The 20,873-nt window shown below is 66.4% G+C and carries 19 protein-coding genes; 6 read left to right on the forward strand and 13 right to left on the reverse strand.

Annotated features, from left to right (window positions below):
* Positions 1–326: 326 nt before the first annotated feature.
* Positions 327–584 carry a hypothetical protein gene (locus ACW18B_RS07275; RefSeq protein ID WP_492050766.1) on the reverse strand — a complete coding sequence of 86 codons (258 nt, stop codon included), beginning with the start codon at positions 582–584 and terminating at the stop codon, positions 327–329.
* A 244-nt stretch (positions 585–828) separates the two neighbouring features.
* Between ACW18B_RS07275 and ACW18B_RS07280 the strand changes: the two genes are divergently transcribed.
* Entirely contained in the window at positions 829–1,161 is a 333-nt protein-coding gene (locus tag ACW18B_RS07280) for a hypothetical protein (protein ID WP_492050768.1), read from the forward strand.
* A gap of 10 nt (positions 1,162–1,171) precedes the next feature.
* Here the strand turns inward: ACW18B_RS07280 and ACW18B_RS07285 are convergent, their stop codons facing one another.
* Positions 1,172–2,878, reverse strand: a complete 1,707-nt coding sequence (locus ACW18B_RS07285; protein WP_492050770.1) for a methyl-accepting chemotaxis protein — start codon at positions 2,876–2,878, stop codon at positions 1,172–1,174.
* Positions 2,879–3,179: 301 nt separating this feature from the next.
* On the opposite strand from ACW18B_RS07285, the gene ACW18B_RS07290 reads away from it, so the two are divergent.
* Positions 3,180–3,377 (forward strand): hypothetical protein, encoded by a 198-nt coding sequence (locus ACW18B_RS07290; protein WP_492050772.1) that lies wholly within the window; start codon positions 3,180–3,182, stop codon positions 3,375–3,377.
* Between the two features lie 492 nt (positions 3,378–3,869).
* Here the strand turns inward: ACW18B_RS07290 and uvrC are convergent, their stop codons facing one another.
* The 3 genes from uvrC to ACW18B_RS07305 are packed head-to-tail and all read right to left on the reverse strand — an operon-like array spanning position 3,870 to position 6,366.
* Complete coding sequence (gene uvrC / locus ACW18B_RS07295) at positions 3,870–5,777, reverse strand: excinuclease ABC subunit UvrC (RefSeq protein ID WP_492051641.1); 1,908 nt, start codon at positions 5,775–5,777, stop codon at positions 3,870–3,872.
* 17 nt (positions 5,778–5,794) lie between these two features.
* Entirely contained in the window at positions 5,795–6,139 is a 345-nt protein-coding gene (locus tag ACW18B_RS07300; protein WP_492050774.1) for a type II toxin-antitoxin system RelE/ParE family toxin, read from the reverse strand.
* Positions 6,070–6,366 (reverse strand): antitoxin, encoded by a 297-nt coding sequence (locus ACW18B_RS07305; RefSeq protein WP_492050776.1) that lies wholly within the window; start codon positions 6,364–6,366, stop codon positions 6,070–6,072. The genes ACW18B_RS07300 and ACW18B_RS07305 overlap by 70 nt, the downstream gene beginning before the upstream one ends.
* A 61-nt stretch (positions 6,367–6,427) precedes the next feature.
* On the opposite strand from ACW18B_RS07305, the gene ACW18B_RS07310 reads away from it, so the two are divergent.
* Positions 6,428–7,048 carry a TIGR02466 family protein gene (locus tag ACW18B_RS07310; RefSeq protein ID WP_492050778.1) on the forward strand — a complete coding sequence of 207 codons (621 nt, stop codon included), beginning with the start codon at positions 6,428–6,430 and terminating at the stop codon, positions 7,046–7,048.
* A gap of 89 nt (positions 7,049–7,137) precedes the next feature.
* Positions 7,138–8,166 carry an AI-2E family transporter gene (locus tag ACW18B_RS07315; protein WP_492050780.1) on the forward strand — a complete coding sequence of 343 codons (1,029 nt, stop codon included), beginning with the start codon at positions 7,138–7,140 and terminating at the stop codon, positions 8,164–8,166.
* 9 nt (positions 8,167–8,175) lie between these two features.
* On the opposite strand, the gene ACW18B_RS07320 is transcribed toward ACW18B_RS07315, so the two are convergent.
* The 3 genes from ACW18B_RS07320 to ACW18B_RS07330 form a co-directional block, all read right to left on the reverse strand.
* Positions 8,176–9,480 (reverse strand): serine hydrolase domain-containing protein, encoded by a 1,305-nt coding sequence (locus ACW18B_RS07320; protein WP_492050781.1) that lies wholly within the window; start codon positions 9,478–9,480, stop codon positions 8,176–8,178.
* Between the two features lie 160 nt (positions 9,481–9,640).
* Positions 9,641–10,336, reverse strand: a complete 696-nt coding sequence (locus ACW18B_RS07325) for a DUF998 domain-containing protein (protein WP_492050782.1) — start codon at positions 10,334–10,336, stop codon at positions 9,641–9,643.
* 264 nt (positions 10,337–10,600) lie between these two features.
* Entirely contained in the window at positions 10,601–12,271 is a 1,671-nt protein-coding gene (locus ACW18B_RS07330; RefSeq protein ID WP_492050784.1) for a M20/M25/M40 family metallo-hydrolase, read from the reverse strand.
* 321 nt (positions 12,272–12,592) lie between these two features.
* Between ACW18B_RS07330 and ACW18B_RS07335 the strand changes: the two genes are divergently transcribed.
* On the forward strand, positions 12,593–12,814 hold the full coding sequence (locus tag ACW18B_RS07335) for a flagellar hook protein FlgE (protein ID WP_492050786.1): 222 nt from the start codon (positions 12,593–12,595) through the stop codon (positions 12,812–12,814).
* Positions 12,815–12,941: 127 nt separating this feature from the next.
* On the opposite strand, the gene ACW18B_RS07340 is transcribed toward ACW18B_RS07335, so the two are convergent.
* Entirely contained in the window at positions 12,942–13,868 is a 927-nt protein-coding gene (locus ACW18B_RS07340) for an AraC family transcriptional regulator (protein ID WP_492050787.1), read from the reverse strand.
* A gap of 192 nt (positions 13,869–14,060) precedes the next feature.
* Between ACW18B_RS07340 and ACW18B_RS07345 the strand changes: the two genes are divergently transcribed.
* Positions 14,061–15,101 (forward strand): NAD(P)-dependent alcohol dehydrogenase, encoded by a 1,041-nt coding sequence (locus ACW18B_RS07345; RefSeq protein WP_492050789.1) that lies wholly within the window; start codon positions 14,061–14,063, stop codon positions 15,099–15,101.
* 56 nt (positions 15,102–15,157) lie between these two features.
* On the opposite strand, the gene ACW18B_RS07350 is transcribed toward ACW18B_RS07345, so the two are convergent.
* The 4 genes from ACW18B_RS07350 to rpoD all read right to left on the reverse strand — a co-directional run bounded on the left by ACW18B_RS07350 (position 15,158) and on the right by rpoD (position 20,486).
* Positions 15,158–15,682 carry a hemerythrin domain-containing protein gene (locus ACW18B_RS07350; protein ID WP_492050790.1) on the reverse strand — a complete coding sequence of 175 codons (525 nt, stop codon included), beginning with the start codon at positions 15,680–15,682 and terminating at the stop codon, positions 15,158–15,160.
* Between the two features lie 314 nt (positions 15,683–15,996).
* Positions 15,997–17,709, reverse strand: a complete 1,713-nt coding sequence (locus ACW18B_RS07355; RefSeq protein ID WP_492050792.1) for a vanadium-dependent haloperoxidase — start codon at positions 17,707–17,709, stop codon at positions 15,997–15,999.
* Positions 17,710–17,746: 37 nt separating this feature from the next.
* Positions 17,747–18,118: a hypothetical protein gene (locus tag ACW18B_RS07360; RefSeq protein ID WP_492050794.1), complete on the reverse strand. Its 372-nt coding sequence runs from the start codon at positions 18,116–18,118 to the stop codon at positions 17,747–17,749.
* 412 nt (positions 18,119–18,530) lie between these two features.
* Positions 18,531–20,486 carry an RNA polymerase sigma factor RpoD gene (rpoD, locus tag ACW18B_RS07365; protein ID WP_492050796.1) on the reverse strand — a complete coding sequence of 652 codons (1,956 nt, stop codon included), beginning with the start codon at positions 20,484–20,486 and terminating at the stop codon, positions 18,531–18,533.
* Between the last annotated feature and the right edge of the window lie 387 nt (positions 20,487–20,873).

Below are 20,873 nucleotides of genomic sequence, written 5' to 3' on the forward strand. Positions count from 1 at the left end.
GCCCTTGAGGTTTGACAAGTGTAAAAGATTACGGGTCTAAATTTTAAGCCTTGCACGATCAAGGGGCCGGTGAGGGGGCTATCGCCTATCGGAGATAACGCCTGGACGGTGTTCTAAGAAATCCCGCCTTCCTGGGCCTTGTGCCCAGGACCCATGTTGGAGGCCGGTTGCGATGACGGTGTCTTGCGCGGCTGACCGGCCCAGAACGCAGACTCAAACTCGCATCAGTGGCGGCATGGGTCCTGGGCACAGGGCCCAGGAAGGCGAAGTTGTTTGGCGCCCGATCCCTATGCGATAGCCCTCGGGGAAGCGCGGGAGAGGGGAGCCTAGTCCGGTCGCGTCCCGTCCGGCGCGCCGTCCTCGTCCTCCTCGTCGCGGGCGGTCGACTCCGCGCGCGGCGGCGGCGGCGGGTCGGCGGTCAGGAAGGCGCCCAGCAGCATCATCATGCCGGCCAGCGGCGCCAGGGCCCGCTTGGACCGCTTGGCGTTGCGGATCGCCCAGGCGGCCACCGGCGCCAGGGCGGCGATGACGGCCAGGGCGATCAGGGCGGCGGTCAGGTCGGGCATACGCTCAGAAGTGGTCACGCCCGGCCCGGGCGCAAGGCCCGCGCCCCGGCGCCAAAGTTATCCACAGGGGCAAGGTCCGTTTTCAGCGCCCATCCCGTCGCGATCCAGCCCTCGCGCCCGGCGTGGCCGGGACCGAGGTCCTCGACCCCTCGCTGACCCTTTATCCCCCTAGTTTTGGAAATGGAGTCATTTTAAATCAGAGGTTTATAAGAAAATGCCGGTTTCTTATCCCCGCTCCCCGGGGGCGCCTCACACTGGGGGCATGACCCAGACCCTGACCCAAACCTCCGCCTCCGCCCCCGCCTCGTCCCTGAACGCCTGGCGCGATCGTCTGCTGGTCAAGCTGATGGCCGCCCTCGACGCGGCCTGGGACATTATCGACACCAGCGACGACCCGGCCGCGGTCCGTAAGGCCCGTGACCGCGCCAAGGCCTGCGCCGAATTCGCCGCCGCAGCGCGCAAGGTCGCCGCCCTGGCCCTGCCGACCACGGCCTCACGCCCGGCCGGCGGACGGACGGGCCTGGTCGAAGCGGCCGAAACTGCCCCGACCCGCAAGCTGGACCAGCTGAAAGGCGGCGGGCGAGGGCGATTGTAGGCGACCGTCCCTAGCTGGCTCGGGCGAAGCCGGCCTGGGCCCGGGCGCCGCCCGCGCGGTGGGCCGGGGCGGTGTCGAGCATCGTGAAGCGCGAGACGACAGTGGCCAGATCGCGGGCCTCGTGGGTCACGGCGTGGCTGGCGGCGGTGGCCTCTTCCACCATCGCGGCGTTCTGCTGCACCACCTGATCCATCTGGTTGATGGCGGTGTTGACCTCGCCAAGACCGGTGGATTGTTCCTGAGCGGACACGGTGATCTCGGCGACCAGGGCGTCGATCTCGGCGACCTTCTCCACGATCGATTTCAGGGCCTTGCCGGTTTCGCCCACCAGGTTGACGCCTCGGGTGACGCCTTGGGACGAGGTCGAGATCAGGGTCTTGATTTCCTTGGCGGCCTCCGCCGACCGCTGGGCCAGGGCGCGGACTTCCTGGGCCACGACCGCGAAGCCGCGGCCCGCATCGCCGGCCCGCGCGGCTTCGACGCCGGCGTTCAGAGCCAGAAGGTTGGTCTGGAAGGCGATCTCGTCGATGACGCCGATGATCTGGGTGATCTGCTGGGACGAGGCCTCGATCTGGGCCATGGCCTCGACCGCCTGGGCCACCACCTGGCCGGAATGCTCCGCCTCGCCGCGGGTCAGCGACACCGCGGCATTGGTGTCGCGGGCGCTCTGGGCCGACCGCTTGACGGTGGCGGTGATCTCATCGAGCGCCGCCGCGGTCTGTTCCAGGCTGGCGGCCTGCTGCTCGGTGCGGCGCGCCAGATCGTCGGACGCCCGGGCGATGTCGTCGGTCCCGGCGTGGATCGCCGAGGCGCCGGCCGAGACCTGGGCCAGGGCCGCATGCAGGGATTCGGCGGCCGCGTTGAAGTCGACGCGCAACTGGTCCAGCGAGGGCATCAGTTCGCGCTGCACCCGGGCCGTCAGATCCCCCTCGGCCAGCTGCGCCAGGGCCGCGCCGACAAAGGCGACATTGGCCATTCGCGTCGTCAGGTCGGTGGCGAACTTGATGATCTTGATGACCTTTCCCTCGCCGTCGAAGATCGGGTTGTAGGACGCCTCCAGCCAGATCTCGCGTCCGCCCTTGCCCAGCCGGCGAAACTCATCGGCCAGGAACTGCCCCTGGCGCAGCTTGTCCCAGAAATCGGCATAGACTTGGCTGGCCGCATAGGCGGGTTCGGCCAGGATCCGGTGATGTTGGCCGACCAGCTCTTGCCGGCTGTAGCCGGTGACCTTTTGGAAGTTTTCGTTGGCCTCGACGATGACGCCGGTCAGGTCGAACTCGATCACCGCCTGCGACCGGAAGATGGCCTGCAGCACGCTGGCGTCCTCGGCGGCCTTGAGGTTTTCCCTGGTGGTGTCCAGCGCCAGCTTGACGACCTTGACCACCTTGCCGCCGGCCCCCAGCACGGGGGTGTAGGAGGCCTGCAGCCAGATCTCCCGGCCGCCCTTGGCCAGCCGCTTGTACTGGCCGGAGTCAAATTGCCCCGCGCCCAGGCGCGCCCAGAAATCCTTGTAGTCCTGGCCCTGAACATCGCGAGGATCAACGAAGAGGCTGTGATGCTGGCCCTCGATCTCGGCCAGGGCGTAGCCCACGGTCTCGCAAAACAGCGGGTTGGCGGTGAGGATCTTGCCGGTGGGCGTGAATTCGATGATCGCGAAAGATTTCTTGAGCGCCTCGAGCGTCGCGCCCGCGTCGTTCGACCAGGGGAGGGTGGCCATCTTCAGTCTTGCCTCAATGCGGGCGGTATCGCAGGAACGCGTCGCCAGTCTCGCGGTCGACGGGCCAGAGCCCCGACGCTGTCATAGAGCGCCGCAAGACTTAACAAGGCGCCAAACTGTTGAGCACACAGGCGTTTTTGGGGGGGGGAACGGTCAGTGGCAAGTTGTCGCAGGGCTTGCTCGGGGAACGAAGGCTTGAGTTGCTCACCGCGGGCGGAACGCGTGCGGCAAGACCAGTTGGCGCGAGGGCGCCGGTGCAACACGCCTGACAGCGGCCGCCTTTTCGCGTATAAACCCTGGCATGACCAAGGTGGCGAAAACTCCGCCCGCAGGGGCGTCTCAAACGGTTCGTGACGCGAGCACCGGCCAGTTTGTGACCGTACGCGGCGTCGGCGCCCTGAAGGGCCAATTGGCGCTCAAGAAGGGTGTGGACCTGACCAAGCCGATCGCGTCGCAGGCGCTGAAGGGCGCGCGGTCGCCGGCCAAGGCTCCGCTCTAGATCTTGCCGGGACTGCTGCTCGACACCCATGCCTTGTACTGGCTTGTGAGTGGAGACCAGCCCCTGTCGGATGCGGCCCTGACCCAGATCCTCAAACGCCTGCGCGGGCTCTCCTTCTCCCCTCTGGGGCAGGGCTATCGCATATGGGTTGCTGACGGACCCAAGCCTTTAACAAACTCAAAAATCTTGCCTTCCTGGGCCTTGTGCCCAGGACCCATGTTTGAGGCAGGCTTTGATTTGGGCGCTATTCGCGGCTGAACGGCCCGTAACACCGACCCAAGTCCGCATCCGCGGCGCCATGGGTCCTGGGCACAAGGCCCAGGAAGGCTGGGTCTTTTAGCGCCAGATCCATATGCGATAGCCCTGCCTTGCGGGAGAAGGTGGCTCGCGTCAGCGAGACGGATGAGGGGTTGAAAACCCTGTCCGGTTAGGCCTGCGCGACCCCTCATCCGGCGCTGCGCGCCACCTTCTCCCGCAGGGGGAGAAGGGCCCTCACCCCTTCCGGAAGAACCCGTGGATGCGCTCGGCCAGGGCCTGGCTGACGCCGTCGACCTTGATCAGGTCTTCCACCCCGGCGCGGCCGACGCCCTTGGCCGAGCCGAAGGCGTGCAGCAGGGCCTTCTTGCGGCCGGGGCCGACGCCTTCGATCTCGTCCAGGGGGTTCTTCTTCAGGTCCATGCTGCGGCGGGTGCGGTGGGCGCCGATGGCGAAGCGGTGGGCCTCGTCCCGCAGGCGCTGCAGGTAGTACAGAACCGGCGACTTGGGCTCGAGCATGAACGGCGTGTTGCCTGGCATGAAGAACCGCTCCAGTCCGGCGTCGCGGTCAGGACCCTTCGCAACCCCCACCACGGCGATGTCGTCGACGCCCAGCTCGGTCATGATCTCGATCGCCGCGTCCAGCTGGCCCTTGCCGCCGTCGACCAGCACCAGATCGGGCCGGGCGCTGCTGTCGCCGCCTTCCTCTTCCTTGACCAGGCGGGCGAAGCGGCGTTTCAGCACCTCCTTCATCATGCCGTAGTCGTCGCCGGGGGTGAGCTCGGTGTCCTTGATGTTGAACTTGCGGTACTGGCCCTTCATGAAGCCCTCGGGCCCGGCCACGATCATGCCGCCCACGGCGTTGGTGCCCTGGATGTGGCTGTTGTCATAGACCTCGATCCGCTCGGGCGGCGCGTCCAGGCCGAAGGCCTCGGCCACCCCGGCCAGGAGCTTGGTCTGGGCGCCGCCCTCGGCCATTTTTCGGCCCAGCGTTTCCTTGGCGTTGGTCAGGGCATGCTGCACCAGATCGGCCTTCTCGCCGCGCTTGGGCACGCTGATCTCGACCTTGCGGCCGCTCTTCAGCGCGAAGGCCTCGGCCAGCAGGGCGGCCTCGGCGGGCTCGATATTGGCCAGGATCAGGCGTGGAATGGGCTTGTCGTCGTAGAACTGGCCCAGGAACGCGGTCATGGCCTGGGCCGCCTCGCTGACCCCTTCCTCTTCCGCCGCGCCGGTGATGCGGGGGAAATAGGCGCGGTTGCCCCAGTTCTGGCCGGCCCGGAAGAAGAACACCTGCACGCAGGCCTGGCCGCCCTCGATGTGCAGGGCCACCACGTCGGCCTCCTCGACCGTGTCGGGATTGATCTGGCTCTCCTGGGCCACGGCCGAGAGGGCGCGGATCCGGTCGCGCAGCTTGGCGGCGCGCTCGAACTCCAGGTCCTCGGCGGCGGCCTCCATGTCGGCGGCCAGGCCGGCCATCACCGCCCGCGACTTGCCGTTCAGGAAGGCCTCGGCCTGGTCGACCAGGGCCTGATAGTCGGGGATGCTGACCAGGCCGGTGCAGGGCGCCGCGCAGCGCTTAATCTGGTACAGCATGCAGGGCCGGTCGCGGCCCTCATAGACGCTGTCGGTGCACGAGCGCAGGAGAAACGCCTTCTGCAGGATGCTCAGGGTGCGGTTGACCGCCCAGGTGCTGGCGAAGGGCCCGAAATAGTCGCCCTTGATGGTGTGCGCGCCGCGATGCTTGCGCAGTTGCGGCGCGGCGTGATCGCGGCGGATCAGGATCTCGGGAAAGCTCTTGTCGTCGCGCAGCAGCACGTTGAAGCGCGGTTTCAGCGACTTGATCAGATTGATCTCGAGCAGCAGGGCGTCGGCTTCGGTGCGGGTGGTGACGAACACCATGGCCCGGGTGGCGTCGACCATGTGGGCGATGCGGTTGGTGTGGAAACGGCCCTGGGCGTACTGGATCACCCGCTTCTTGAGGCTCTTGGCCTTGCCGACGTACAGCACCTCGTCGTTGTCGCCGATCATCCGGTAGACGCCGGGCCCGTCGGGCAGGCGCGCGGCCTCGTCCTTGATCAGGGCGGCGCCGGTCAGGGCGGGGGCGTCAGAGGTTTCTGTGGGGATGTTGGTCACGCGGGTAGATATAGGCGAGTCCGGCGGATTCAGCGATCTTCGAGGGCGTGGAAGACGCGCAGGATGATCACTTGCCGCAGATGAACGTCGTATTGGATCACATACCCTGCCGACCCGAAAGGAACGACGAGTTCGCGCAGGCCCTCTGGGAGGCGCCGGCCTCTTTCGGGAAACTCTTCGAGGGACCTATAGGCGGTGACGATCGCATCGACGGCCTCGCGCGTGGCGTGAGGCGCGCGCTTTTCCAGCCATTGTCTAAGGCGGTTCAGGTCGCGTCTCGCCGTCGACGAGAATTGGATTGTCCTCATCCGCAAACGCGGGGGTGGGGCTCCGGTGGAGGAAGTTCGGCGTCGGTCCCCCAAGACCGCATCCATTGCTCAATATCTTCGAGAGGAATGCCGCCATTCCGCAAGGTCTCGTCCGCCTCACGACGAAGCTCCGCCCAATAGGCGTCGTCTTCCTTGCGTGGATCGAGCCCCGTGAAGGCGTCGAGCAGCTGGGTAGCGTACTCGTCCAGGCTCTTGCCGAGATCGTTGGACACGGCCTTCATCCGCTCGGCGAGCGCCGCATTGATCTTCAGGGTGTGATCACCATCGGCCATGTTCTAACTATGTTCCATTTCGGGTTTGTCGTCAACGCGCTCGGGCGCTATGACGCGCGCCATGACCACGCGCCCGCTCTTCGTCACCCCGCTGTATCAAGCCAGTCTCGCCGGCGAGAAGGGCTTCGAGACCTTCATCGACGATCTGCACGACGCCTGTATCGCCGTGGCCGAGGAGGACGAGGCCGGTCAGGCCTGGGCGGAACAGAAGGGCTATGGCGGCTACACCTCCTACGCCTCGCTGGACGACCTGCCCCAGCGCGACAGCCTGTTCGCCGATCTCAAGCGCAAGCTCGACAAGCATGCGGCGGCCTTCGCCAAGGATCTGTGTTTCGACCTGGCTGGCGGCAAGCTGGTAATGGACAGTTTCTGGATCAATATCCTCGATCCGGGCGGCCAGCACAGCGGCCATATCCACCCCCACAGCGTGATCTCGGGCACGGTGTACGTGACCATTCCGGCCGGCGCCTCGGCCCTGAAGTTCGAGGATCCGCGCCTGCCGATGATGATGGCCGCGCCCACCCGCCAGGCCGACGCGCCCGAGACCCTGCAGCCGTTCGTCTATGTGCAGCCGCAGGCGGGGACGATCCTGCTGTGGGAAAGCTGGTTGCGCCATGAGGTGACGCCAAACCAGGCCGACGAGCAGCGGATCAGCGTCAGCTTCAACTACGCCTGGCGCTAGCCTTGACGTAACGGCATGCTATGGGCTGGCTGAGCCCTTAAGACCGGCGGCCTTGGCGGCCCTGGTCGCCTCTGATGCATGGAGTGATCTTGAGCAAGACGGGTACGTCGTTCCTCGTGAACTTCGCGGTGGGGGCGGCCCTGCTGTATGTGTTCCGGGGTGTCCTGTGGCCCTTCGCCCTGGCCATGGTGCTGGGCATTCTGATCACCTCGCTGAGCGACCGCATCGTCAAGCTGTTGCCCAGGGCGCGCCGCTGGATGGTGTTCGCCATCACGGCCGTGATCGTGGGCGGGATCCTGGTCGCCAGCATCGCGGTGGTGATCGAGGGCGCCTCGCGGATCGTCGGCGAGATGCCGGCCCTGCTGGCCCGGATCGATCAGTTGCTGGGGATGATCCACCTGCCGCGCGGCGGAGCCCTCAGCCTGGACTCCCTGGCCCAGACCGTCGAGCTCGGCCCGTTCGCCGACCGCCTGCTGACCAGCGTGCAGGGGGCCACGGCGGGGCTGGGCCTGACCCTGCTGTTCCTGTTCTTCCTGCTGCTTTCGCGGCACATGATCGAGAAGCGCGTGGAGCTGATCATCGCCGCCCGCGGCGGTCGGGGCCTAGCCTCGGTTCTGGAGCGCAGCTTCACGGGCGTCGAGCGCTACATGTCGGTCCAGACGGCCACGGGCCTGATGATCGCCGTGGGCTCGGGCGTGGTGATGTTCGCCGTCGGCCTGGACAACGCCCTGTTCTGGAGCCTGGTGATCTTCCTGTTCGCCTATTTTCCGGTGCTGGGCGTGATCATCGGCAGCGTCGGGCCGACCCTGTTTGCCTTGCTGCAGTTTCCCGGCCTGACCCCGGCGATCACCGTCTTTGTCGGCATCCAGATTGTCTCGACCGTCGTCGGCAATCTGGTGCTGCCCAAGATGCAGGCCGACAGCCAGAATATCGACCCGGCCGCCAGCCTGATCGCGGTGGGCCTATGGACGGTGCTGTGGGGCGTGCCGGGCGCCTTCCTGGCCATCCCCCTGACCCTGGCCCTGATGTACGCCCTGGCCCAGTACGACGACCTGCGCTGGCTGGCCGTGCTGATCTCGCACGACGGCGACCCCACGCCGATGGAGGCGGCCGAGTAGGCGCTTGTCCTAGTCGTCCTGATCCAGCCGCAGCCAGTCCTCGACCGGCAAGCCATAGGCGCGGTCGAAGAACTCGGCCTGGAAGCGGAAGGGCAGGCCCGCTTCGCTGTTCCACAGCATCACGATCCCGGTCTTGGTGACCGGGTCGAACATCATGGTCGAGCGATAGCCGTTCACCGCTCCGCTGTGGCCCACCAGCCGGTGGCCCTTATAGGTGAAGCTGCGCATGGCCAGGCCATAGGCGGGCTTCAGCAGCGCCCGCCCGAACGCCGAATTGCCGTAGGCGCGTCCGGTATTGACCCGCGGCCGCTGGATCTCGGCCACGGCCGCGTCCGGCAGGACGGCCCCGGCCAGTCCCATCTGGGCCTGCATCCACGCCGCCAGATCCACGATGCTGGAATTGACCCCGGCGGCGGCGGGCACAAGGTAATAGGCCTCGACCAGCGGGGTCGTGCGGCCGTTGCGGGTGGGCTTGGCCCAGGACTTGGCGGCCTTCAGGCCTTCCATGCCGATGGTCGTGTGGCGCATGCCCAGCGGCTGGAACAGCCGCGCCTGCGCCTCGGCGGCGTAGGACTGGTGGGTGGCGGTCTCCACCACCTCGCGGATCGTGTCATAGGCGATGTTCTGATAGCTGTGGCAGACGCCGGGCGGGCACATCAGCGGCACGGTCCCCAGGCTCTGCCGGATCAGTTTCGGATCACGGCCGCCCTCCAGCCAGCCGTCATAGGCGTTCTTGGGCAGGCCGGTGCGCTGCGACAGCAACTCCTCGACCGTCAGGGTCTCCTGGGCGTCATTGGGCAGGCGCAGGCTGGTGTGGAACTTGCCCAGCGGATCGGTCAGCGACAGCACCCCGTGCTCGGCCAGCACGACGCTCAGGGTCGAGGCCACGGTCTTGGACAGCGAGGCCCAGCGAAACACCGTATCGGCCCCGATCCGCTCGCCGCCCTCGGGCGATGTCGAGCCATAGCCGCGCACGAACGACAGCCGGCCGTTCTCGACCACGGCCACGGCCAGGCCCTGCATGGCCTTGTCGGTCATCATCGTCTGCAGGCGGGCGTCCAGGGCGCGGTAGTTGATGTCGCCGCGCCACGCCTCGGGGGTCAGCGGCGGCTTGACGGGCGGCGGCGTGACAGGGGCGGCCGGCGCCGCGGCCGTCTCCTGAGGGGGTTTGGACGCGTGTGATCCCCGCCAGGCCACGACCCCCAGCGCCCCGGCCCCGACCGTCAGGACAAGCGCCGCGGCCGCCGCCACCCGCACGTCGCGCCAGGGGCGGGGCTGGGAGAGGGCGGTGCGGATCTTGTCGAAAGGGGTCATGCTTTGGGTCGTATCCCTCGTCGCGACGCCGAATCCGCGCCTTGGCCGTCCCTGAAGGGTCTTAGGCCTTCGTCGCGAGGGGGCAAGGTTTGAAGGCCCTATCCGGTGAGGAAACCTCAATGCGGGACAGGGAGCGGACAGCCGTCGCCGCGCGCGCCCTTTAAGCTGACACCGCCTCGATGGCGTCCGCCGCCCGGGACCGCCAGCCGCGTTCCAGGGTCCAGGCGGCGATGGCCAGCCACAGCAGGCCCAGGAAGGCGTGGCCGCGCTGCCAGTAGCCGACGTCATAGCCCGTGCGCACGTTCCACACCCCGGTCAGCAGGGCCAGCACCAGCAGCAGGCCCAGGAACCAGCCCAGCGAGAACTGGGCCAGCCGCCGATGGCCGGGAACGCCCCACAGGGCCCAGGCGGTGAACAGCGGCGCGAACTGGATGGCCAGGCCCACCCCGCAGGCCCGGTGCATCTCGTCGGGCCAGTGGAACAGGCCGGCGAAGATCGCGCCCAGTCCGGTCAGGGCCACCCACAGGCCGGCGAAGGCCGAGACCGTGCGCCGCCCGCCGGCATGCTCCAGCGCATGGGTGAAGCCGGCCCCGGCCAGCAGGCCCGCCGCCCCGGCCAGGATCATGCCCAGATTGAACACCAGCGGATTGGGCGAGGCGGGGCCGCCCAGCTCGCTGATGAACTGGGCGCCGGGATCGAAGCCGGGAAACAGCCTCTGGGCCAGCCACACGTCGGCCACCATGATCACCGGCGTGATCACGCCGACCTTCAGATAGACGCTGGTGCGGGCGGACAACGGGGTAAGCCTCGGAAACTGGGAAGGCGGCAGAATCCCTTCCGCCGCCCTCCGGGTCAATCGCTTTTGCAGGCGCCGGGCCACTTGCCCGGAGGGGCCGGGCACAAGCTTGTAGAAACCTGCAATCCTCGCCTTCCTGGGCCTTGTGCCCAGGACCCATGTTTGAGGCAGGCTTTGCTGTTGGCCCTTCTCGCCGCTGAAAGGCCCAGAGCGCCGCCCTCAATCGGCGCGGGCGGCGGCATGGGTCCTGGGCACAAGGCCCAGGAAGGCGGGAATTTTTGCTCTTATTCCGGAGGCGATAGGCCTTCCCTTAGGTCGTCGCCCCTACTTCGCCGCCGACGGATGTCCCGCCGGCGCGAACCGGCCGCCGAAGAAGTCGCCGGCCTTCCACACCGGGCGGGCCGGGGCGTCAGCCAGTTCGCGGGCGATCTCGTAATTGACCAAGGCGAATTTGGCGGCGGCGTCATAGTCGATCGGCTGGGCCAGGTCGTCGCCGGGCTTGTGATAGTGGGTGGCCAGGAAGTCCTTGAAGGCCTTTTCGCCGCCGTTCTGGAAGCCGGTCATCAGGAACACCGACGGTACGCCCTGCTCGACGAAGCGATAGTGGTCGCTGCGGGTGAACAGGCCCTCCTCGGGCATCGGGTCGGGCGACAGGGCCACGCCGACGCGGCCGGCGGCGCGGGCCACGGCGGCCCCCAGGGTCGAGCGGTCGGCCCCGAACGCCACCACGTCGGTGAACGGATACAGCAGCACCGGCATGTCCAGGTTGACGTCGGCGGCCATGTCGGCCCGCGGCACGGTGGGGTTGCTGGCGAAATAGTCCGAGCCGACCAGGCCCTTCTCCTCGCCGGTCAGGGCCAGCAGCACGATGCTGCGCTTGGGCGGGGTCTTGGCCTCCTTGAAGCCGCGGGCGACTTCCAGAAGGGTGGCGACGCCCGAGGCGTTGTCCAGCGCGCCGTTGTTGATCGTGTCGGCGCCGTCCTTGGCGTGGGTGCTGATGCCGATATGGTCCAGGTGGGCGCTGAGGATGATGGTCTGGGCCTTCAGCCTGGGGTCGCTGCCCTCGATCATCCCGACCACGTTGCGGCTCTCGCGGGTTTCGATCTCGCTCTTCAGCGCCACCGACGCCTTGAACGGCAGGTCAAAGCCCTTCACCGCGCCCTCGGGGGTTTCGGCCGCCGCCATCACCGCGTCCAGGGCGACAGGCGCGCCGGCGAACAGCTTGGCCGCCCCGGCCGGGCTGATCGACAACAGGCTGGGGGCCGAGACGCCGCGCACGTGGCCGACGCCGCTGGCTTCGCGCCAGGTCATCCGCCAGTCGCGATAGCCGTTCAGGCCGCGCGCGAACGGACGGCGCTTCTCGCCGCTGGAGGTGGACAGGCTGATGACGCCGACCGCGCCGCGCCGGGCGGCCTCTTCGCGTTTGACGGCGGCGTTGCCGAAGTGAGCCCGCTCTTCCGTTTGCAAACCGCTGGGGGCGCCGTTCAGCATCACCACGATCTTGCCGGTCACATCCAGGCCGGCATAGTCGTCGCGGCCCTTCTCGGGGGCGACCAGGCCGTAGCCGACAAAGATCAGCGGCGCGGTCAGGGCCAGATCGGCCGCCTGGGCCTGGGCCGAGGGCAGATAGTCCTCGCCAAACGTCAGGGCCGTGGTCTTGCCGTCGGGGCCGGTGACGCCGAAGGCGCCTTCAGAGGCGTTCCTGTAGGCCAGCAGCGGCACATGCTGCTCATAGGCGCCGTTGTCGCCGGCCGGCTTGACGCCCAGCAGGGCATATTGGGCGGCCACATAGTTGGCGGCGATGTCGAAGCCGCGCGTGCCGGCCTCGCGGCCCTCCATCAGGTCGTCCGCCAGAAAGGTCATGTGAGCGCGGATCGCGGCCGGCGACGGCGTGAAGCTGGCCGCAGGGGGCTTGGCCTTGGGGGCGGCGAAGGCGGGTTGGGCGACCATCAGCATGGCGGCGCCCAAAAGGGCTGCGCGGCGCGAAAGGAACATGGCAGGCAAGACTCCACGGCGGGCCCGGCCCGCGAAAGGGGCGAACCTTGGCCAGCGCGGGCCGGAATGTCGAGTTCGGCAAACCTGAACGTTTTGTAATGTTGCGGTCTGGAGATCATGTTCAATTGCGCGATCAGCCATCCACTCTCCGTCTTCCCGGCGAAGGGAAGACGGAAGAAGGGTAGCTCATCGCCCCATTGAGTGTGGGCGTCGACGCCGCGTTTTCGCGCCTGACATGGCTGACGGCGTTTAACCCTTTTTTTACGCGAGCCCTTAACCGCGGGGTGAGAGAACGGGGTTCGAACCGAAGGAACCCTCGCCATGCAGGCTCTCGCCATCGCCGGCGCCGGTATGATTGCCGCCGCAGATCGCCTCGACCAAAGCGCCAAGCGCGTCGCCACCTGGCAGGCTCGTGAAAACGACACCGATCTTGCCAAGGAAGCGGTGGAACAAATCACCGCCAAGACCGAACTCCAAGCCAATGTCGCCGTGATCAAGGTCGCCGACAAGATGACCGGCGCCCTGCTGGACCTGAAGGTCTAGCGCGCCGTATCCCGGATGCCGGTCGCACCCCACATGCGGCCAGCGTTTGGCTTTCCGCTTCCCGGGGCGCTTCCCCCCGAAACCGCGCCGGGGAGCGGACTGATTTGGATTGATCGAGGGCCCAGCCCTATTCCGCCGCCAGGGGCGCGCGCAGGGCCTCGATGTCGCGGGCCGGCGGCAGGCCGTAGAAGCGGCGATATTCGCGGCTGAACTGCGACGGGCTCTGATAGCCGACGCTATATCCGGCCGCCCCCACATCCAGACCTTCGGCCAGCATCAGGCGGCGCGCTTCATAGAGCCGCAGCTGCTTCTGATACTGCATCGGCGTCATGTTGGTGACGGCCTTGAAGTGGTGGTGCAGGGAGGATTCGCTCATCCCCGCCAGCTCGGCCAGGGTCTCGATGCGCAGGGGCTGGGCGAAGTGTTCGCGCAGCCAGGCGGCGGCGCGGGTGATCTTGTGGCTGTGGCCCTCGGCCGTGGCGATGCGCATCAGGCGCGCGCCGTCGGGGCCATTCAGCAAGCGCCAGAGGATCTCCTGCTCGATCAGGGGCCCCATGGCCGCCAGGTCGGCGGGCTGGTCCAGCAGGCGCAGCAGCCGCAGCACCGCGTCCAGCAGCTCCGCCGAAGCGGCGTGGACCGCCACGCCCCGATGGCACTGGGACAGGGCGGGGATCGGCGTGGGGGGCGGCGCGCGGCTGATCAGTTCGCCCAGCCGGCCAGGATTGATCGCCATGCCGACGCACAGGTGCGGCTCGGCGGGGCTGGCTTCGATCACTCGTGAGGTGACCGGCAGGTCCAGCGCCACCAGCAGGCAGTCGCCGACGCCGTATTGCAGCACCGTATCGCCCAGGGTGATGCTCTTGCGGCCCTGCACCACCAGGGCGAAACACGGCCATTGGGCCACATACAGCGGCTGGGTCGGGGCGGTGCGGCGTGTGAAGAACAGGCCCTCGACCGTCGTGGCGACCTCGCGATCCTCCGTGGCGTAACGGGCGACGATCCGGGCGAGCTCGCCATAGGTCTCGTCATGGGGGCGGGAGATGGAGGGGCTCAAGGGCTGGGTTTTCCGGGCTTTCGCGACAGGAGGGTTCTACGCCCGCGCGCCAGACGGGGAAATCGTTTTGGCGGCGCTTTGCAGGATCGTGCAGGACACTTGCAGGATCGGCCTAACGCTGGCCGCCGGGTGCGTGGCATGGGTCGGGCCGTCCGATCCTCCCCGATCGTCCCCCACATCCAAGGATTTCCCATGGCCACTGCCAAAGGCTACGCGGCGCCCGCCGCCGGCGCGCCGCTCGCGCCCTTCACGTTCGATCGTCGCGACCCGAACGACGACGATGTCGTCATCGCCATCAAGCACTGCGGCGTCTGCCACTCCGACATCCACATGGTCGACAACGGCTGGGGCATGAGCGTCTATCCCATCGTGCCGGGCCACGAGATCACCGGCGTGGTCACCGCCGTGGGCTCCAAGGTCAGCCGCTTCAAGGAAGGCGACCGGGTCGGGGTCGGCTGTTTCGTCGACAGCTGCATCGGCTGCGCCACGCGGGATCTCGACCGCGAGCAGTACCTGCCGGGCCTGGTCCAGACCTATTCCAGCCCACAGCCCGGCAGCGACCTGCCCACCTACGGCGGCTATTCGGATCACATGGTGGTCAAGGAAGGCTATGTGCTGTCGATCCCCGACACCCTGGCCCTGGACGCCGCCGCCCCGCTGCTGTGCGCGGGCGTCACCCTCTATTCGCCGCTGCGCCACTGGAACGCCGGTCCCGGCAAGTCGGTGGCGATCCTGGGCCTGGGCGGCCTGGGCCATATGGGCGTCAAGATCGCCCACGCCATGGGCGCCGAAGTGACCGTGCTGAGCCAGACCCTGTCCAAGCAGGCCGACGGCCTGAAGATGGGCGCCGACCACTATTACGCCACCAGCGACGCCAAGACCTTCGAGACCCTGGCGGGAACCTTCGACCTGATCATCTGCACGGTTTCGGCCGGGATCGACTGGGGCGCCTATCTCAACCTGCTGAAGATCGACGGGACCATGGTGCTGGTCGGCGCGCCCGAAGAGCCGGTGCCGCTGAACGCCTTCGCCCTGATCCCCGGCCGCCGCACCCTGGCCGGCTCGATGATCGGCTCGATCAAGGAAACCCAGGAGATGCTCGACTTCTGCGGCCAGCACGGCATCGTCGCCGACATCGAGACCATCGCGATCAACCAGATCAACGAGGCCTATGAGCGCATGGCCAGGAGCGACGTGCGCTACCGTTTCGTGATCGACATGGCGACGCTGTAGGGCGATCGGCCGACAGACGGGGACCCGCCAGGCGGGTCCCCGTCTGTCGGGATGGATCAGTGGCTGGCGAGGCGGGTGCCGTCGAACGTCGGGGTCTCGGGGACCGGCAGGCCGCCGGCCTTGTAGGCGGCGATGAGCTGGGTCTTCTCGGCGGCCATCTGTTCGCCCAGGGCGTCCATGTCCAGGCCGGCCTTGCGGGCCTGGCTGAACAGGCCTTCGACGCGCTTTTCCTCTTCGCCGACATGGTGCTCGATCATCTCCGACAGCACCTTGACCTTGGTGTCGTAGAATTCGTCGTCGGGGCCGCCGGCCTCGATCTCGGCGATCAGCACCTTGGAGGCGTCGTGCTCGACATAGCCTTCCTTCAGCAGGTCTTCCTCAACCTTGCCCTCGCAGGCCGGGTAGAAGATGTCTTCCTCGATCCTGGCGTGGACGGTCAGTTCCATGCAGATCTGCTCGGCCAGGCTCTTCTTGCGCCCGTCGCCCTTGGCGGCTTCAAACTTGGCGAACAGGTCTTCGACCTTGCGGTGATCGGCCTTCAGAAGAGCGACGGCGTCGAGCTTGGGGGCGGCGGTGGCCATGAGGGGGTCTCCTGTTGCGATGTTGGACGTGCGTTGGACCACAACAACGGCGACGCCCGGGAGGCGTTCCGGAGCCTTTGGGGCTTCGTGCGACGGGCTGCGCGCGGCGGCGGGGTGAGCCACGCGGCCAAGCCATGGGGATGCGGACGCCCCGCCTTGAGAGCAGGGCGTCGTTCTCCGTTTTTCGCAGTCACCCGACCGGCGCCTGCAGCGAGGACAACAGAACTTCAACGGGCCGGGCGCATTGACCCAACCGACGGCTGTTCAGCTCTCGGGACGACGCTGGATGGGGTGAGGGCAAGCTCAACGCTGTCCTACTCAAGCGCCGTTACCATGGGCGCGCCGTCGACCGTGATCCGGCCGCCGTCGATCACGACGGTCCTGGGCAACCCATCCGCGCCACGCGCGAACGTGCGGAAGGTGAATACGGGCTTCTCGGCCGAGTCCGTTGAGATCTCGGCGAGGATCTCGGCCGCCAGAGCCTCGCCCAGGATCAGGCTTCGGGTATTGTCCGTGCGCCAGTGAACCCCGCCCATGGAGCGACCCATGGCGACGTTCTGGGCCAGCTTGTTCAGTTCACCTTCGATGGTCAGCGTGTCGGCGACGCCCGGGGCGAGATCTGCGCGCCCGTCGAGGGCGCCTAACTTTGGATCGTAGGCTTTGATCGGATTGGGCGGATCGTAAGGCGTTGAGCGTTCCTTTAGGGTTTTGAAAAGTATAGGCTTATCGATTGGGCCCATATCGAAATAGGCCTTGAGGATCGTGACGCAGGCGCCGGCGACTGTGGCGTGACCCGCGCCGTAGGAGGGGTGCGTTGGGCTGCCCGCAGTGAAGGCCATGGGGAGCAGGTAGCTTTTGTTGTTGGCCATCAGCTCTTTGGCGGCGCTCGTCTTGGCAATCCATTGTGGAAGGCCGTAGGCTCGCTTGTTGCCCGCCACGCCGACATTCTCGACGTGAACCAGGCCGCCATAAGCCTCTGGACGCAGACGTAGATGCACCTGCCACTTCTGGTTCCAGGCGACCTTGAGGGCGCGCGTGGCGACTTCGGAGACCAGCGCCAGGATGTGCGGGCCGCCCAGCACGCCAAAGCCCGCTTCCCGATCAGCGAGGGGCTGATTTGTCGCGTAGGGGTTTCCTGGGGTCCAGGCCGCCTTGCCGGAAAGCAGGATCAGGGCGGCATTGAAATAGGCCTGGTGTAGGGCATCCTTGTTCACGAAGCGGGCCAGGTCGCGCATTGTGGCAATGTAGCGAAGCGTCTCTCCCTCGAAAAAGCTGGCGTTCTCTTCATTGCATTGGCTGTAGGCCCGGCAATTTCGATCTGTCCCACTATTCTGAGCCGCGAGCCAATCTTCGAAATCTGTAAGAAAGTCACACGCCTTTGCGTACGGCCGCAGGCGCTGGTCGATGGTCTGCACGCCGTAGGCGATCGGGCGCAGGAAGAACTGGCTGATCATGGGGCCCAGCTCTTCGCCCGGGAGGCCGAGGCGAAAGAGCGTGTCTGCGGTGAAGGGCGCGAAGGCTGCTGATGTGCCGGGAAGATCCAATCCCGGCCGGATATGTCCTGCGTCCTGGGTGTCCGTTATTCCGTTCGAAAATCTCTGGTTCAGTTCGCCGACGGCTGTATTGGCCCTGGGATCAGAGGACAGGGCGTCGAGCGAAACATCGCGAAACAACGCCATCCAATAGAGTTCGGTCATCTCGGCGGCCGTGGTCTCCGACGTCACGGAGGGCGCCGGGAGCATCGCATAGGCGGTCGACGGGTGGGTCAGGCGGTCAGCGGCGAGGCCACCCTGGGGGTTGGTCAGCTGCGCTACTGTTCCATCGCATGCGGGGCGGGCTTGCCCTTTAGGAACGTGCGCAAAGGCTGCTTTGCCCTGAGTAGCATCCACGAGCATCGTGAATTCGGTCTGAATTACTTCGCCATAGTCATTATGGCGTAGACTCTTGTGAAAACTGCCCACGCCGACGACGTTACTTTTATCAGACTGAGGCCACGTGCGGCTGGTGTCTCCATTGGACTGACGCATATGCTTCTCCGCTGAGGGGTTCAATTTGAATGAGGGGTTAGGGTTTCGAAGTGGTCGAGCAGGCGGTCTCGAAGGCTTTCTCAAGCAGGTCATCGTCCAACGCGCCGTGCAGCGCCGTGCGGGATGTTCCAGCGATGTAGGTGGAGGGGGCTGAGTGAGCCGGTGCGAACAGGCAATGAGGGAAATAGCGAACGCCCTCGATCTCCAGGCCCGATGTGTCTTCGAACTGAGCCAGCGCAAAGAACGCCAAATCAAAGACGAGGTCTTCAACCGCCGCCTCGCGCGCGCAGATGAAGTCTTTGGCGAAGACCTCTCTGGAGATCAAACCTGAGACGACGGTGGTGGCGACTTTCAACGCGAGCCGGCGAGCGAGGGCGCTGTACAGATCCTCTTGAACGTCGACCTGCATTCCGGCGCCCGGCTTTCAGCCGCCCATTTGGCGCGGCCGAGCGGCAGCGCGTCAGATGAACAGCGATGGGTTGATGAACACTGTACTGGAGGTTGGGGTCGCCTAGGTCCGTTCAAAATCGGCCCAAGGTTGTCGACGTCCCATGCCACCTCATGAAATGGCATAAATTCCGAAGAACGTAAATCACCGAACAGTGTTATTTTCCGTGTCGGTGGCGCTGGGGGGTGGTGTGACGTGTAAGGGCAGGTGGCGCAACGGACTGTCTGGAGGGACGCGGAGGGGATCGCACAGACCCTAGAGCAGCCTCCTTCTGGCCCAACAAAAGTCCTTTGCGGGGCACGAGCAGCCCGGATTTCAAGAAAAAGGGCGGCTCTTACGAGCCGCCCTTTTCCGTCTTTCTGATCGAAGCGCCCTAGCTGTCCAGGAAGCTGCGCAGCTTGCGCGACCGCGACGGGTGTTTGAGCTTGCGCAGGGCCTTGGCCTCGATCTGGCGGATGCGTTCGCGGGTGACGCTGAACTGCTGGCCGACTTCTTCCAGGGTGTGGTCGGTGTTCATGCCGATGCCGAAACGCATCCGCAGAACCCGTTCTTCCCGCGGGGTCAGCGAGGCCAGCACGCGGGTGGTGGTTTCCCGCAGGTTGCTCTGGATGGCCGCGTCGATGGGCAGGATGGCGTTCTTGTCCTCGATGAAGTCGCCCAGGTGGCTGTCTTCCTCGTCGCCGATCGGCGTTTCGAGCGAGATGGGTTCCTTGGCGATCTTCAGGACCTTGCGCACCTTTTCCAGCGGCATGGCCAGCTTTTCCGACAGCTCCTCGGGGGTCGGCTCGCGGCCGATCTCGTGCAGCATCTGACGGCTGGTGCGGACGATCTTGTTGATCGTCTCGATCATGTGCACCGGGATGCGGATGGTCCGCGCCTGGTCGGCGATCGAGCGGGTGATGGCCTGACGGATCCACCAGGTGGCGTAGGTCGAGAACTTGTAGCCGCGACGATATTCGAACTTATCGACGGCCTTCATCAGGCCGATATTGCCTTCCTGGATCAGGTCCAGGAACTGCAGGCCGCGATTGGTGTACTTCTTGGCGATCGAGATGACGAGACGCAGGTTGGCCTCGACCATTTCCTTCTTGGCCTGGCGGGCTTCGCGCTCGCCCTTCTGCACGGTCTGGACGATGCGGCGATAGTCGTCGATCGGCACGCCGGTCTCGGTGGCCAGGGCGGCGATCTCGCTGCGGATGTCGGTGACCGAGGTGGCGTCGTTCTCGACGAACTTGGTCCAGCGCACGCCCATGGTCTTGACCTGGTCGGACCAGGCCGGGTTCAGCTCGGAGCCGAAATAGGCCTTCAGGAATTCGCTGCGGCTGATGCCGTAGCTGTCGGCCAGGCGCAGCAGGCGCCCTTCCAGACCGATCAGGCGCTTGTTGATCGCGTAGAGCTGCTCAACCAGGGCCTCGATGCGGTTGTTGTTCAGCTTCAGCGTCTTGAGGTGCTGGATGATCGTCATCGACAAGCCTTCATAGGCGTTGCGATCGGCGTCGGTCAGGTCTTCGCCGCGCAGGCGGCTGCCCACCAGCTTGTCCTGCAGCTTGCGGAAGGTTTCGAACTCGCCGGCGATGGCGTCGAGGATGGCCATCACGCCGTCGCGCAGCTCGCCTTCCATGGCGCTGACCGTCGGGCCGGCGCCGTCGTCGAAATCATCCTCGTCGTCGCCTTCGCCTTCCGGCTTGGGCGCGCCGGCCTCTTCGTCGACGGGCTCGGCCGGCTCGGCTTCCTCATCGGAGGCCGGCTGGGCGGCGACGCCGTTGATGGCGGCATAGGTGCCTTCCAGGTCGATCACTTCGCGCAGCAGGATGCGGCCCGTGCCCAGTTCCTCGCGCCAGACCATGATGGCTTCGAAGGTCAGGGCGCTTTCGCACAGACCCCGGATCATGGTGTCGCGACCGGCTTCGATGCGCTTGGCGATGGCGATTTCGCCTTCGCGCGACAGCAGCTCGACGCTGCCCATTTCGCGCAGATACATCCGCACGGGGTCGTCGGTGCGGTCATAGGCGGACGGCTTGTCCGACGTGATGACCGCCTGGCTGTCCTCGCGGGCGACCACTTCGCCGCCTTCGTTGGTCTCGGCGTCTTCTTCGGCCTCGACGACGTTGACGCCCATCTCGCTGAGCATGGCCAGCGTGTCTTCAATGGCGTCGGGGCTGACTTCTTCGGACGGCAGAACCTTGTTGAGTTCCTCCATCGTCACGAAGCCGCGCGTCTTGGCCTGCTTGATGAACTTCTTGACGCCGGCATCGGTGAGATCGAGCAGGGGACCGTCGCCGCCGGTGGATTCAGTGGCTTCCGTCTCGGTCGTGGAATTGGTGCTCATCAAGGTCTCCGAAGTCGGCGCGGCGTCCCCCGCGAGACGTGGCGCCGAAAAAATTCCAGGTCGAAAAGGGCTCTCCCGCGGCGCGCCGCGTCATCCGATGGTCGGGTCCCAAAAAAATCTCGGCTACAAAGCGCCGCATCTAGCCCGCACTGAACGTTCGCCACGGATGATCGCTCCGCGAGAGGGCTCTCGTCGGAGACGCTGGCGTCTTCAGGCGCGGCATAACGCGTTACGACCTTGAGGGTCCGCGACCACTGGGAGCTGACGTCGGCGGCGAGGGTGACATCCTGTTTCAGGAAGGGCGCGCGCGATGCGACGGCGGCCCGCTTGATGTCAATCAGCTGCTTGGCAAGTCCTTGAGTCGGCAAATGGCGGGCCGGAGGGGCT

The organism is Caulobacter sp. FV2ps19 (genome assembly GCF_058681035.1).